The organism is Erythrobacter sp. 3-20A1M, from assembly GCF_018636735.1.
Classification (GTDB): domain Bacteria; phylum Pseudomonadota; class Alphaproteobacteria; order Sphingomonadales; family Sphingomonadaceae; genus Alteriqipengyuania.
Map to the genome: position 1 here is coordinate 439,850 of NZ_CP045200.1, position 14,077 is coordinate 453,926.

A 14,077-nucleotide genomic window follows, 5' to 3' on the forward strand; every position below is an offset into this window, starting at 1 on the left:
ACGGCCGCCGGAGGTCGGACCCATGGCGAGCACCCGCGCGCGGCTCAACTTTCCAGCGTGTCGCGCACGAAGCGATCGACCAGGCGCACGCCGTAGCCGGTCGCGCCCTTGTCCCAGGTGCGGCCCGGCTTGTCCGACCATGCCATCCCCGCGATGTCGCAATGCGCCCACGGGGTGCTGTCCAGGATGAAACGCTGCAGGAACTGGGCGGCGGTGATCGATCCTGCGACGCGCGGGCCGACATTCTTCATGTCGGCGATCGGGCTGTCGATCAGCTTGTCGTAAGCGGGGCCGATCGGCATGCGCCACAGCTTGTCGCCCGTCTGGCGTCCGGCGCTCAGCAGATCGTCCGCCAGCGCATCGTCGTTGGAAAACAGGCCCGCCTGCTCGTGACCCAGCGCGATCAGCATCGCGCCGGTGAGCGTCGCGAAATCGACGATCCGCTGCGGCTGATAGGTCTTCTGGCACCAATGCAGCACATCGGCCAGCACCAGCCGTCCTTCGGCATCGGTGTTGATCACCTCGACCGTCTGACCCGACATGGTGGTGACGACGTCGCCCGGCCGCTGCGCATTGCCGTCGGGCATGTTCTCGACCAGTCCGCAAATGCCGACCACATTGGCCTTCGCCCCGCGCTTCGCCAGGGCCACCATGGAGCCCGCGACCACGGCCGCGCCGCCCATGTCCCATTTCATGTCCTCCATGCCCGCGCCCGGCTTGATCGAGATGCCGCCGCTATCGAAGGTCACGCCCTTGCCGACGAAGGCGACCGGCTTCTCGCCTTGTGCCCCGCCTGTCAGCCGCATGGCCAGAATGCGCGAGGGCTTGGCTGATCCCTGGCCGACGCCGAGCAGCGCGCCCATGCCGAGCTTCTCCATCTCCGCATCGTCGAGCACGACGATTTCCACGCCGGTCCCGTCCAGCCGTTCGCGGCACCGATCCACGAAGCTTTCGGGATAGAGGATGTTGGCCGGCTCGGTCACGAGTTCGCGCGCGAATTCCACGCCCTCGGCCACTGCCGCGGCTGTCGTCCAGGCCTCGCGCGTTCCATCGGGCGCACCGACCACCGTGACGGTGGTAAGCGTCTTCCTTTGCTCGTCCTTCTGCGTGGTACGATATTCGTCCCAGCGCCAGGCGCGCAGCCGCAGGCCCAGCAGCACGGCGGCCGCGTGCTCGGCTGAGAGGTCCCCGGTCGACAGGTCGAGCGCGAGCGCGGTTTCGCCCGAGCACAGATATTTGGCTGCGAGCGCAGCGCCGGCCTTTTCCAGATTGGCCTCGCGCTCGTCCGCATCGGCGGCGCCCGCCCCGGCCAGCGCGACCCGCCGCACCTTGCCGTCCCGTTCGACATAGCCTTCGCTGACCTGCCCCGGCGTGCCGCGGAAACGGTTCGCCTTCGCGCCTTCGCTCAGCGTGCGCTCCAGCGTGCCGGGCAGGCTGTCGCGATCGACCACATGGGCGATCAGGGTGGCGTCGGTGGGAAGGGTATCGGCGAAGGTGATTTGCATGAAGACTCCGGATAATCGCGTGAACGGCAGGGGCGTCGGCGCGGCGCGATACGGCGGCGGAGACAGGCCCTCAGAAGTGAGATTGCGATTAGGAGAGGCAAGTGCAATAGGCAAGCGATGCGCCCCACCCCGCGTCTCGCGCCGCCCCCGATCCGTTGCCGCGCGTCCCGCCAAGGGGCGGTGACGATTGGCATGCTGGCAGGCCTGCTGGCCACGCCGGCCTTCGGGCAGAGTGGCGCGCCGCCGGGTATCGAAACCGCGCGCGAGCCGCTGCAGCTTCCCGACCTCGAAGAGAGCGACGCGCAGGATCGCGACGATGCCGGGCTCCCGGTAACCGAGGGAGCATTGCCCGGCGAGACGGCCGGCCAACCCGCCGATCCTTCGGGCGAGCGCAAGATCGATTTCGAGGCGAATACGCTCGAATACGATTCGGACGACGGAGCCGTCACCGCCAGCGGCAACGTCATCCTGCGCAATCAAGGCCGCTCGGTCCGCGCCGACAGCGTCACCTGGAACAGGGAGAGCGGCCAGATCGTGGCGACCGGCAATGTCCGTTTCGTCGATCCGGACGGCAATCAGCTCTATACCGACCGGGTCGAGCTGACCGACGAATTCGACGTCGGTTCGCTGGAAAACCTGTTGTTGGTGCTGCGTGAGGGCGGACGACTGGCCGCCGAGCGTGGTACGCGCGAGGTCGACGGGACAGTGACGTTGACCCGCGCCGCCTATACCGCGTGCGATGTCGAAACCTCCGACGGGTGCCCGAAGCGCCCCAGCTGGCGGATCACCGCGGAACGGGTCGTCTACGATTCGCAAACGAACAGCATCCGGTTCCGCAGCGCCTATCTGGAGCTGTTCGGGGCGAAACTGATTCCGCTGCCCGGCCTCTCGCTGCGTACGGACGGGAGCGCGACCTCCGGCTTCCTGGTACCGGACGTGCGATTCTCGCGTTCCAACGGCCTCGAACTGAGCGGAAGCTATTACTACCGTCTGGCGAACAACATGGACGCGACGGTGGGGGCCAGCGTCTATTCCAAAGTCGCGCCAATGCTATCCGGCTCGTTCCGCCATCTGACCGACGTGGGGGCGTACCAGATCACCGGATACGGCACGTACAGCAGCCGCATTTCCAATTTCACCGGCGTTCCCAACACGGAAAAGGATTTTCGCGGGTACATCTTCGCGAACGGGAAGCTGCAGTTCGACCCCAATTGGAGCCTGACGGCCTCCATTCGCCGGACCACCGACAAGACCTTCCTGCGCCGCTACGATCTCAGCCGCGACGATCGCCTGCGCTCGCTGGTCGAGCTGGAGCGGATCGACCGCGATTCCTACCTGCTGGTCGCGGGATACGCCACCCAGACGCTGCGCTTGTTGCAGCCGCAGGGGCAGGTGCCGATCGCCTTGCCGCTGATCGATTACAGGCGGCGCCTGGCCGATCCATTGCTGGGCGGGCAGGTGGAGCTGCAGGCCAATACGCTGGCGATCCAGCGGTCGGAAGGGCAGGACACGCAACGCGCCTTCGCCAGCGCGCGCTGGGACCTGCGCAGCTACACCGGGATGGGGCAGATTGTGCAGCTGACCGCCCTCGCCCGGGCGGACGTGTATCACTCGGATCAGAACTATCTGACGGAGACCGCGATCTATCGCGGCAATCCCGGCTGGCAGGCGCGCGGTGTCGGCACGCTGGCGGCGGACATCAAGTGGCCGTTTGTCGGGTCGCTGCTGGGCGGCACGCAGGTGCTGACCCCGCGCGTCCAGTTCGTGGCGACGCCCGACATCCGCAACCTCGCCGTCCCGAACGAGGATTCGCGCGCGATCGACCTGGAGGATTCGAACCTCTTCTCGCTCAATCGCTTCCCCGGCTACGACCGGGTGGAGGACGGCGCGCGTATCACCTACGGCGTGGACTGGCAGCTGACGCGGCCGGACTGGCGGGTGGAGGCGACCCTGGGCCAATCCTATCGCTTCGACGCGGATCGCACGATCCTGCCCGACGGGACCGGTCTCGCCGAACAGCTGTCCGACTTCGTCGGCCGGACGCAGGTGCGGTACAAGGACTTCATCTCGTTCACCCATCGATACCGGATCGACAAGGACAATTTCGCCGTCCGGCGCAACGAGATCGACGCCACGATCGGCAACCGGCGGACCTATGCCGAGATCGGCTATCTCCGGCTCAACCGCAATATCGACCCCTCGCTAGAGGATTTGCGCGACCGGGAAGAAGCGCGGGTCGCCGCCCGGGTCGCATTCGCCCGCTACTGGTCGGTCTTCGGATCGGGCGTGATCAACCTGACCGACCGGCAGGAGGACGCGACGTTCAACTCCGACGGGTTCGATCCCATCGTCACCCGGCTGGGCGTCGCCTATCAGGACGATTGCCTGGAGATGGGCCTGACCTGGAAGCGCAATTATCAGGATCTTGGCGATGCGCAGCGCGGCGACACGTTCCAGGTCTATTTCCGCCTGCGCAACCTCGGCTTTCGCTAGGACAATAGCGGCGGATTGGCAGCGCCCGCCAAAACCGCTATCCCGCCGCGCTCATCATGCATTCAGCCGCCGGGCGGCACACTTAGCATTCGCCAAATCTCGTGAAAGGCCCGCTTGGGCGGGTCGCCTTACAGGTAGGACAAGTGATCAAACGCCTCGCTTCCCTTATTCCTCCCCTCGCCATGGCCGGTGCGCTGACCGGACTGGTCGCCGGGCCGGTGCTCGCGCAAGCGACGCCGCCGGCTGCGACCAGCGACGCGCAGACGCCCGCCACCGACGCCCAGCCGGCGGGTAACGCCTTCGGCATCCCCGACGACGTCGAGGTGTTCGGCAAGCAGGATCCCAACAATCGCAAGGCGCGCGCGGTCGTCAACGGCCAGGTCATCACCGGGACCGATATCGATCAGCGCGTGGCCCTGGTCGTCTCGGCCTCCCAGGGCAAGATCGCCGACGAGGATCTCGACCAGCTGCGGATGCAGGTCCTGCGCAACCTGATCGACGAGACGCTCCAGATTCAGGAAGCGAAGCTGCAGGAAGTGTCCGCCGAACCGGCGCAGGTGGAGCAGACCTACGCCCGCCTGGCGCAGCAGAATTTCGGGCAGGATCCGTCGAAGATGGACGCCTATCTCAAATCGATCGGCTCCTCCCCCGCGTCGCTCAAGCGCCAGATCGAGGGCGAGCTGGACTGGCGCAATCTGCTCAGCCGCAACGTGGCTCCGTTCGTCAATGTCTCCACCGAAGAGGTAAAGGACATGATGGACCGCATGCAGGCATCGCGCGGCACCGACCAGTTCCGCGTGGGCGAAATCTATCTCTCCGCTACGCCCGAGACCGCCGCGACCGTGGAGGCGAACGCACGCCGCATCGTCGAGCAGTTGAAGGCCGGGGGCAGCTTCGTGGGCTATGCCCGGCAATATTCGGAAGCCTCGACCGCCGCGACCGGCGGCGATCTCGGCTATGTCCGGCTCGCGACCCTGCCGCCCGAAATGGCGAGCGTCGTGAGCGAGATGCAGCCCGGACAGCTGGTCGGCCCCGTCGCCGTGCCCGGCGGCTTTTCCATCCTGTACCTGATCGACCGGCGCAAAATCCTGGCGGCCGACCCCCGCGACGCCGTGCTCAGCTTGAAGCAGATTTCGATCAACTTCCCCAAGGGAATCTCGCAGAAGGAAGCGGAGGCCAAGACGGTCGCCTTCGCCAAGGCCGTCGAATCGATCCGCGGCTGCGGCGATGCGGACCGCGCCGCGCAGACCGTGGGGGCGCAGGTCGTCTCCAACGATCAGCTGACCGTCCGCTCGCTTCCGGAACAGCTCCAGTCGAGCATCCTGCAATTGCAGGTCGGGCAGGCAACGCCGCCCTTCGGCTCGCTGGAAGAGGGCGTTCGCGTCCTGTTGCTGTGTGGGCGCGACGATCCGGAGGAGGCGAACGAGCCGACGATGGAGGAAATGCGCAGCCAGCTCGAGGACGACCGCATCGACAAGCGCGCGCAGCGTTACCTGCGCGACCTGCGCAACGACGCCTACGTCGAGTACAACTGACCCGGTAATGGCGCCGATCGCGGTCTCTCTGGGCGATCCGGCCGGGATCGGTCCGGAGCTGATCGCGGCGGCTTGGGCACGGCGGGTGGAAAACGACCTGCCGCCCTTCTTCGTGGTCGGCGGCGCGGGCGTGCTGCGCGAGGCCGTTCCCGGCCTGCCGGTTGAGCGTATCGCCGCACCGGGGGAGCCATGCGCGGCGTTCGATCGGGCGCTGCCCGTTCTTACCGATCACGACGGTCCCTATCGCCCGGGATCGCCCGACGTGGCTGGTGCCCGGCTCGCGCTGGCGTCGCTGGAGGGCGCGGTCGCCCTCGCCGTCGATGGAACCGCCAGCGCCGTCGTCACCGCGCCCATCGCGAAGGGTCGCTTGGCCGAGGTCGGTTTCGCGCATCCGGGCCAGACAGAATTCGTTGCCGCGGCGGCCGGGGCCGATCCGGACGATGGCGTGATGATGCTGGCCGGGCCGCAGCTTCGCACGGTGCCGGTTACCGTCCATTGCGCGCTGGCCGAGGTGCCCGAACGCCTCTCCATCGATCTGATCGTCGCCCGTGGCCGGGTGGTCGCCCGCGCGCTGCATGGGGATTTTGGGATCGATCGCCCCCGACTGGCGATCACCGGCCTCAATCCGCATGCGGGAGAGGACGGCCGCTTCGGCGACGAAGAGGCGCGCATCATCACCCCTGCCATCGCGGCGCTTCGGAGCGAAGGCGTCGTCGCCAGCGGCCCGCACCCCGCCGACGCGCTGTTCGCGCCGCGCGCTCGCGCAGGCTACGACGCGGCGCTGTGCATGTATCACGACCAGGCGCTGATCCCGCTCAAAACGCTCGATTTCGATCAGGGCGTCAACGTCACGCTCGGCCTGCCGGTGGTGCGCACCAGTCCCGATCACGGTACCGCTTTCGATATCGCGGGCAAGGGGTTGGCCGATCCGGGGGCGACCATTGCCGCGATCCGCATGGCGGGCGAGATCGCTGCGCGACGGAGTGCAACCTGAGCGGACGGCCCGCCCCGCTGCGACTAGCAGCGCCTACGGCGCGGCAAGTCTCGCTCCCCTCCCGCTTGCGTGAAGGGTAGGGGGTGGGACAATGACCGATCTTGCCCCCCAGCTTCCCCCCTTACGCGAAGTCATCGCCCGCCATGGCCTGTCAGCCAGCAAGGCGCTGGGCCAGAACTTCCTGTTCGACGAACAGCTGCTCGACCGGATCGCCGCCCTGCCCGGCTCGCTGGAAGGCCGCGCAGTGCTGGAGATTGGCCCCGGCCCCGGCGGCCTGACGCGCGCCGCGCTGCGCGCCGGGGCGCGCGTCACCGCGATCGAGATGGATCGCCGCTGCCTCCCCGCGCTGGCCGAATTGGCCGACGCCTTTCCGGGCCGGTTGCGGGTGATAGAGGGTGACGCGCTGAAGCTCGATCACGATGCGATCATGGGCGAACCCTACGCGATCCTCTCAAACCTGCCCTACAATGTCGGCACCGCGCTGTTCACGCGCTGGCTGTCTGCGCCGGCCTGGCCGCCGCTTTGGACTTCGCTGACGCTGATGTTCCAGCAGGAGGTCGCGCAGCGCATCGTTGCCGCCTCGGGTGGCTCGGCCTTCGGGCGGCTTGCGGTCCTCTCCCAATGGCGCAGCACGGCGAAGCTGGCGATGAAGGTCCACCGCAGCGCGTTCACCCCCCCGCCCAAGGTTATGAGCGCGGTCGTCCACGTCGAGCCCGCAGCCATGCCCGAGGGCGTTGACCCCGCCCTCCTCTCGCGGCTGACCGAGGCGGCGTTCGGGCAGCGGCGCAAGATGCTGCGCCAGAGCCTGAAGGGCGTGCCGGGCGCGGTCGCGGCGCTCGAATCGCTCGGGATCGAGCCGACACGCCGCGCCGAGACGCTCTCGGTGGCCGACTTCGTCACGCTCGCACGCCTGCTGGGCCAGTAAGCGCACTTGGCCCGCGCCGCCCCTGTCGCTAGGCGGTGGGTATGACCAGACTTACCGGAACCTTGAAAGACGCGATCGAAACCATCGACGGCGCGCAGATGCTTTCCCATGTCGAGCGCTGGGCGCAGATCAACAGCGGCACGTCGAACCACGAGGGCCTCGCCCGTATGGCACAGGAACTGTCCGACGCTTTCTCCGTCCTCCCCGGCGAGATCACGCTGGAGGAGCCCGCCCCCGTCACCGCTGTCGATGCCGCTGGCAAGGAGACGGCGGTTGAGAACGGCAAGCATTTCCTGTTGCGGGTCCGGCCGGAGGCTGAGCGGCGCTTCATCCTGACCGGGCACATGGACACCGTGTTTCCCGCCGATCACCCATTCCAGCAGCTGACCTGGCTCGACGAGGAAACCCTGAACGGCCCCGGCACCGCCGACATGAAGGGCGGACTCGCGATCATCCTCGCCTCGCTTCGCGCCCTGGAAGGCACCGAGGCATGGCAGCAGGTCGGCTACGACGTGCTGATCAATGCGGACGAGGAAACCGGCTCGCTCTCCTCCGCCCCGCTGATCGAGCGGACCGCGCAGGGCAAATACGCCGCGCTCACCTTCGAACCCGCCGCGACGTCGGAGGGGCGGCTCGCCCACGCGCGCGGCGGCAGCGGCAATTACAGCCTCACCGTCACCGGCAAGTCCGCCCATGCCGGGCGCAATCCTCAGGACGGACGCAATGCCATCGTCGCCGCATCCACCCTCGCGGTGCGGCTGAAAGAGCTTCAGCGCGACGATATCAGCGTGAATCCGGCGAAGATCGACGGCGGCGCCGCCAACAACGTCGTTCCCGACCACGCCGTGCTGCGCTTCAACATCCGGCCCAAGGAGCCTGCCGCGGCGGAACGCTTCGAAGCGGAGATGAACGCTTTGATCGCCGAGGTGAAACAGGCTCAGGAGGTCGATATCGCGGTGCATGGCGGCATCTCGCGCCCGCCCAAGCCGGTCGACCGGCAGGCGCAGAAGCTGTTCGACCTGGTGCGCGATTGCGGTGCGGAGCTGGGCCAGGAGATCGACTGGCAGCCGACCGGCGGGGTGTGCGACGGCAACAATATCGCGGCGACCGGCGTGCCGGTGGTCGACACCATGGGGGTGCGCGGGGGCAAGATCCACTCGCCCGACGAATTCATGATCGCCCCCAGCCTGAAAGAGCGTGCCGCGCTCGCGGCCATGGTCCTGCATCAACTGGCGACGGAGAACGTGTTGTGAGTTTCCGCCTGCGCGCCTCGCGCCCCGACGATATCGAACCGCTTTACGAAATGGCCAAGCTGACCGGCGGGGGCTTCACCAACCTGCCCGCCGATCGCGATGCGCTGGGCGCGAAGCTGGAGCGGTCGCGCGACGCGTTCTCGCGCACGCAGGATACGCTGGGCGACGACCAGTTCGTGCTGGTGCTGGAGAATACGGAGACCGGCGCGGTGCGCGGGACGTGCCAGCTGTTCTCGCAGGTCGGGCAGCAATGGCCGTTCTACTCCTACCGCCTGACCACGCTGACCCAGCACAGCCAGGAACTGGACCGCACGGTGCGGGCAGAACTGCTGAGCCTCGTCACCGATCTGGAGGGTTGCAGCGAAGTCGGCGGGCTGTTCCTGCACCCGAACGAGCGCGCGGGCGGGCTCGGCCTGCTGCTGGCGCGCAGCCGCTATTTGTTCATCGCCATGCACCGCGCGCGGTTTGCCGAGCGCGTGCTTGCCGAACTGCGCGGCATTATCGACGATCGCGGTGGCTCGCCGTTCTGGGACGGCGTCGCAGGCCGCTTCTTCGGGATGAGCTTTCAGGAGGCGGATTATTTCAACGCTATCAACGGCAACCAGTTCATCGCCGACCTGATGCCCAAGCACCCGGTCTATATCGCCATGTTGGACGACGATGCGCGCGATGTGATCGGCCTGCCGCACCCCACCGGGCGCGCGGCGATGCGCATGCTGGAGAAGGAAGGCTTCGCCTACGAAGGCTATGTCGACATCTTCGACGGCGGCCCGACCATGCTGGCGAAGACCGACCAGGTGAAGAGCGTCGCGGGCGCGCATAGTGGGAGCGTGTCGGCGACCGATGCGTCCGACGGTGAACGCGCGCTGCTGGCGGCGGGCACGCTGACCGATTTCCGCTCATGCTACGGCAGGCGCGCGGTCGATGGCGATGGAGTGGCGATCGACGCGGAGGCCGCGCACACGCTGGGCGTCGGCGAAGGCGACACCGTGTGGAGCGTGGTGCGGTAGCCCATTTCCCACCCCACTCGGACTGAGCTTGTCGAAGTCCGGTTCTCTGATCTAGCGCTTCACCTCAAGTGAAGGACGATCCTTCGACAAGCTCAGGATGAGCGGACTTCGACAAGCTCGGGACGAGCGGGAAAGGTTGGAAATGCTGCGCGAGATCAATTTCGACGGGATCGTCGGACCGAGCCACAATTACGCAGGGCTCAGCCTAGGCAATATCGCCAGCGCCAGCCATGGCGGCGACCCGTCCTACCCGCGCGCGGCGGCGTTGCAGGGGCTCGCCAAGATGCGCGCGAACATGGAACTGGGCTTGCCGCAGGGCTTCCTGCTGCCCCTGCCCCGTCCCAACTCCGCTTTGCTGGAGGCGCTGGCGGTCGATCGCAGCGCCGACCGCGCGCTGCTCGCCGCGGCGTGGTCCGCCTCCAGCATGTGGACCGCCAACGCCGCGACCGTCAGCCCGGCCCCCGATACGAATGACGGGCTTTGCCACCTGACCCCGGCGAACCTTGCGACCATGCTGCACCGCGCCCAGGAATGGCCCGACACCAAGGCGCAGCTTGCCCTCGCCTTTGCCGACGAGGCGAATTTCGCTGTCCACGACGCCATCCCCGGCAGCTTCGGCGACGAGGGTGCGGCCAACCACATGCGCTTTTGCGACAGTCACGGCGCGCCGGGCGTCGAGGTATTCGTCTATGGTCGGCCGGGCGGCAAGTTCCCCGCGCGCCAGCACGAGCAGGCGAGCCGCGCCATTGCGCGCCGTCACGGGCTCGATCCCGAGAAATGCGTTTTCGTTGAGCAGAACCCCGAGGCGATCGAGGCGGGCGCGTTTCACAACGACGTGGTCGCGGTCGCGAACGAGCGGGTGCTGTTCACCCACGCCCGCGCCTTCGCCGACCAACGGGGCGCTTATCGCGCGATCCGCGAAGCCTTCCCCGCGCTCGAAGTGGTCGAGGTGGCGGAGGACGACGTCCCGCTGACCGAGGCGATCGCGACCTATCTCTTCAACGCCCAACTGGTGACGCTCGGCGACAAGGAAATGGCGCTGATCGTCCCCTCCGAATGCCAGGAGAGCGAGGCGGTGCGCACCTATCTCGATTCGCTGCTGCAGAAGGCCGGACCGATCCGCCGCATGATCCCGGTCGACGTGCGCCAGTCGATGGCCAATGGCGGCGGCCCCGCCTGTCTGCGGCTGCGCGTGGTCGCGGACCCGGCGACGGTCGATCCGCGCTTCCTGCTCGATGCCGACAAGGCTGAGCGGATTGCGCGGGTGATCGAACAGCACTGGCCGCACGAGATCGCGCCGGGCGCCTTGGGCGATTCCGCGCTGGCGGAACAGGTGACGGAAGCGCGCGCCGCGCTGCTCGATACGCTCGATCTCGGCGAGCTTGGTTAACGCGCTTGCCGCTGGCTGTCGCGCGCGCTTACACTCCCCACCATGTTAACCACCGGAGCCCCGGCGCACCGCCGCTGGCACGGCTCTTGTTGTTCGAACGGTTAAGGATTTCGGGGATTTATGCTCAAGAAGATCAGCCGCCTGTTCGTCATCAAGACCCGCTGGGAAGCGTTCCTGATCATCTACGCGCTGGCACTCGGCGCATGTCAGCGCGGGATCGTCTATCTCGGGCAATATCCCGGCTGGGGTGGCAAGCTGCTGTTCCTCGCCTGCACCGGTTCGGTGTTCATGGCCGGCGCAAAGATCCTCGACTGCCTGAAGCACGAGAAAGCGGCGCGGGAGCTAGAGGCGGCTGCTTCTTCTACCTCTTCACCGCAGTGAAAACCCGGCTCCAGCTACGCGCGCTCATCGATGAAAGAGAAAGGTGGAGGGCTTCTGTTGCTACGTGCCCTCCGGACGCCCGGAATCCGCTTCTGTTGCCCGGTGGGCCCAACCGCGCTTTAGCTTTGTAAATTCAGGCCGTTAGGCCATCAAATTACGCAGCGAGTGCGAGTGCTTCGTTGTCGTTGGCACTTGTGTGTTGTGAACATTTTTACGGGATACTCAGCCCGAGCGAAAACTGCGTCTTTCAACACACGTCGATCCTGGTTCGGCCCCGTCAGAAAGCGCGGTTTCCCGCGATTTTTGGTGGAGCCGCCGGGTACTGCCCCCGGGTCCGTTGTGTCTATTGCACGCCGCACTTTATCGCCATAGCCGGTCGAAACCGGCAAACCCCATATAGCGATGCGCCCCTTAATGTGAAGTGGACGGGCCACTTTCGGTCTCGCCCGGCACGACGCCCTTCCGCTCCGCCTTCAATTCGGCGAGAATCTTCTTCAGCACGTCGAGTTGCGGGTCAGTCGGCACCTCGGGCGTCTTGGCGGTGTCCTCCGCTTCGACCTGCTTGTTCTCGATCTCCTCGAGCACCTTGTTCACGCTGCGCACCAGCAGGAACAGCGCGAAGGCGAGGATCAGGAAATTGACCACCTGGGTCAGGAAATCGCCATACCCCACCATGGCGACTCCCGCTTCCTTCAGTTGCGCATAGTTGTCGCGCGCGCCGGTGTAACCTTCGGGAATCGCGCCCAGCCGGATGAACCAGTTCGAGAAATCGACATCGCCGAAAATCCAGCCGATCAGCGGCATCAGGATGCTTTCGGTCAGAGACGTGGTGATTTTCCCGAACGCCGCGCCGATGACCACGCCGACCGCCAGGTCCAGCACATTGCCGCGCGCGATGAATTTCTTGAACTCGGCGAAAAAGCCCATCCGTCTCTGCTCCTGCTGTCTCTGGGGCCAGATGGCACAGCCGCTTTTGCGAGGCAAACGCTTGCGGGGCCGCGTACGTGTGCTATACCAGCAACACAGTTATCCTCGGAGGATTTAATGACCCTTGCCCGTCTTCTTCGCCCGCTATTCCTGGCGCTCGGCCTCGTTTCGCTGACCGCCTGCGGGATCAATTCGGTGCCGACCAAGGAAGAGGCCGCGAAGGCCGCATGGGGCAACGTGCAGAGCGCGCTGCAGCGCCGTGCCGATCTGGTCCCCAACCTCGTCGCCACGGTGAAGGCCGCCGCTGGCTCCGAGACGCAGATCCTCACGAACGTGACCGAGGCACGCGCCCGCGCGACCTCGATCAACGTCACCACCGACGATCTGTCCGATCCCGATACCTTCCGCCGCTTCAACGAAGCGCAGAACCAGCTGACGCAGGCGCTCGGCCAGCTGCGCACCGTGGTGGAGAATTATCCCCAGCTGCAGAGCCAGGGCCGCTTCGCCGACCTGATGACCGCGCTGGAAGGCACCGAGAACCAGATCAACGTCGCTCGCGTGCGCTACAACGAGGCAGTGCAGGACTATAACACCACCATCCGCACCTTCCCTGACGTGATCGGCGCAAAGATCGTCCACGGCGCGAAGCCGATGCAGCCGTTCGAGGCGACCCAGGCCGCGCAGTCCGCCCCGACGGTCGATTTCGGCACCATGGGTGAGCCGGGCGCACAGAATCCCGCAGCCACGCCGCCCGCAAACGACAACACGGAAACGGGCACGGCACAGACCGGCACCGGGAATTGAGACCTCTCGCTCGCTTGCTGAGCCCGGCGGCGCTGCTTGCGCTGCTGGGCCTGGCGCTCACCGCGCTGGCGCTGCCTGCGGCGGCGCAGGAGCTGCCGCCGCGGCCCGCGGGGCCGGTCTATGACGGGGCGGATATTCTCTCACCCGCGGACGAGACCGCGCTCGACCAGAAGTTGCGGAGCTGGACCGAGAGGTCGGGGCGTCCGATCGTCGTGGCCACGGTTCCGACCACCGGCGACGAGACGATCGAGATGTACGCCGCCAATCTGTACGAGAAATGGGGCATCGGTCCGGCCGATACCGACCAGGGCGTGCTGCTGCTCGTCGCGAAGAACGATCGCAAGATGCGGATCGAGGTCGGCTATGGCCTGACGCCGTACATTACAGACATTCTCTCGGGTCGGATCATCCGCAACGACATATCGCCCCGGTTCAAGGCCGGTGACTTCGTGGGTGGTATCAATGCCGGGGTCGATGCCCTGATAACGCAGCTGAGCCGTGCGCCGGAAGATGCGAGGGCGGTGGCGCAGGCAGCCGAGCAGGCCCAGGCGCAGGAGCGCGAGAGTGGCAAGGGCGGCGCCTTCGTCAGCGCGATCTTCTGGATCGTCATGATCCTGGTCTTCGTCTTCATGTTCGGGCGCGGGGGCCGCGGGCGGCGCTATCGCCGGGGCGGAACCGCCGGTGCAATCGCGCGCGATGTGGTGCTCTGGTCCGCGCTCAGCCACATGTCCGGCGGTCGCCACGACGGCGGCGGTTTCGGTGGAGGCGGCTTCGGTGGAGGCGGCGGCGGTGGCGGTGGCTTCGGCGGTTTCGGCGGCGGTATCTCCGGCGGCGGCGGCGCGAGCGGGGGCTGGTAGCGC

Annotated in this window: 12 protein-coding genes and 1 other RNA gene; 10 read left to right on the top strand and 3 right to left on the bottom strand. The window is 66.8% G+C overall.

The window, feature by feature from the left end:
- Window positions 1-44: 44 nt before the first annotated feature.
- A complete protein-coding gene (locus F7D01_RS02195; protein ID WP_215228643.1) occupies window positions 45-1,505 on the bottom strand; it encodes a leucyl aminopeptidase in 1,461 nt (486 codons plus the stop codon).
- Window positions 1,506-1,622: 117 nt separating this feature from the next.
- On the opposite strand from F7D01_RS02195, the gene F7D01_RS02200 reads away from it, so the two are divergent.
- The 8 genes from F7D01_RS02200 to F7D01_RS02235 all read left to right on the top strand — a co-directional run bounded on the left by F7D01_RS02200 (window position 1,623) and on the right by F7D01_RS02235 (window position 11,486).
- Window positions 1,623-3,998, top strand: a complete 2,376-nt coding sequence (locus F7D01_RS02200; protein WP_251566995.1) for an LPS-assembly protein LptD — start codon at window positions 1,623-1,625, stop codon at window positions 3,996-3,998.
- A gap of 182 nt (window positions 3,999-4,180) precedes the next feature.
- Entirely contained in the window at window positions 4,181-5,533 is a 1,353-nt protein-coding gene (locus F7D01_RS02205) for a peptidylprolyl isomerase (RefSeq protein ID WP_215229617.1), read from the top strand.
- Between the two features lie 7 nt (window positions 5,534-5,540).
- The gene (gene pdxA, locus F7D01_RS02210; RefSeq protein WP_215228644.1) at window positions 5,541-6,527 is read left to right on the top strand and encodes a 4-hydroxythreonine-4-phosphate dehydrogenase PdxA; all 987 of its coding nucleotides are present in this window, start codon (window positions 5,541-5,543) and stop codon (window positions 6,525-6,527) included.
- Window positions 6,528-6,618: 91 nt separating this feature from the next.
- A complete protein-coding gene (rsmA, locus tag F7D01_RS02215) occupies window positions 6,619-7,452 on the top strand; it encodes a 16S rRNA (adenine(1518)-N(6)/adenine(1519)-N(6))-dimethyltransferase RsmA (protein WP_215228645.1) in 834 nt (277 codons plus the stop codon).
- A 41-nt stretch (window positions 7,453-7,493) separates the two neighbouring features.
- Window positions 7,494-8,705, top strand: coding sequence for a hydrolase (locus F7D01_RS02220; RefSeq protein WP_215228646.1), 1,212 nt, complete (start codon window positions 7,494-7,496; stop codon window positions 8,703-8,705).
- Window positions 8,702-9,715, top strand: a complete 1,014-nt coding sequence (locus tag F7D01_RS02225) for an arginine N-succinyltransferase (RefSeq protein WP_215228647.1) — start codon at window positions 8,702-8,704, stop codon at window positions 9,713-9,715. The genes F7D01_RS02220 and F7D01_RS02225 overlap by 4 nt, the downstream gene beginning before the upstream one ends.
- 97 nt (window positions 9,716-9,812) lie before the next feature.
- On the top strand, window positions 9,813-11,105 hold the full coding sequence (locus tag F7D01_RS02230; RefSeq protein WP_251566997.1) for an N-succinylarginine dihydrolase: 1,293 nt from the start codon (window positions 9,813-9,815) through the stop codon (window positions 11,103-11,105).
- Window positions 11,106-11,225: 120 nt separating this feature from the next.
- Complete coding sequence (locus F7D01_RS02235) at window positions 11,226-11,486, top strand: hypothetical protein (RefSeq protein WP_215228648.1); 261 nt, start codon at window positions 11,226-11,228, stop codon at window positions 11,484-11,486.
- Window positions 11,487-11,566: 80 nt separating this feature from the next.
- On the opposite strand, the gene ssrA is transcribed toward F7D01_RS02235, so the two are convergent.
- Window positions 11,567-11,911: a transfer-messenger RNA gene (gene ssrA, locus F7D01_RS02240) on the bottom strand.
- On the bottom strand, window positions 11,898-12,413 hold the full coding sequence (mscL, locus tag F7D01_RS02245; protein ID WP_215228649.1) for a large conductance mechanosensitive channel protein MscL: 516 nt from the start codon (window positions 12,411-12,413) through the stop codon (window positions 11,898-11,900). The genes ssrA and mscL overlap by 14 nt, the downstream gene beginning before the upstream one ends.
- Before the next feature lie 117 nt (window positions 12,414-12,530).
- On the opposite strand from mscL, the gene F7D01_RS02250 reads away from it, so the two are divergent.
- Window positions 12,531-13,217, top strand: a complete 687-nt coding sequence (locus F7D01_RS02250; protein ID WP_215228650.1) for a LemA family protein — start codon at window positions 12,531-12,533, stop codon at window positions 13,215-13,217.
- 14 nt (window positions 13,218-13,231) lie between these two features.
- Entirely contained in the window at window positions 13,232-14,074 is an 843-nt protein-coding gene (locus tag F7D01_RS02255) for a YgcG family protein (protein ID WP_251566998.1), read from the top strand.
- Window positions 14,075-14,077 lie beyond the last annotated feature (3 nt).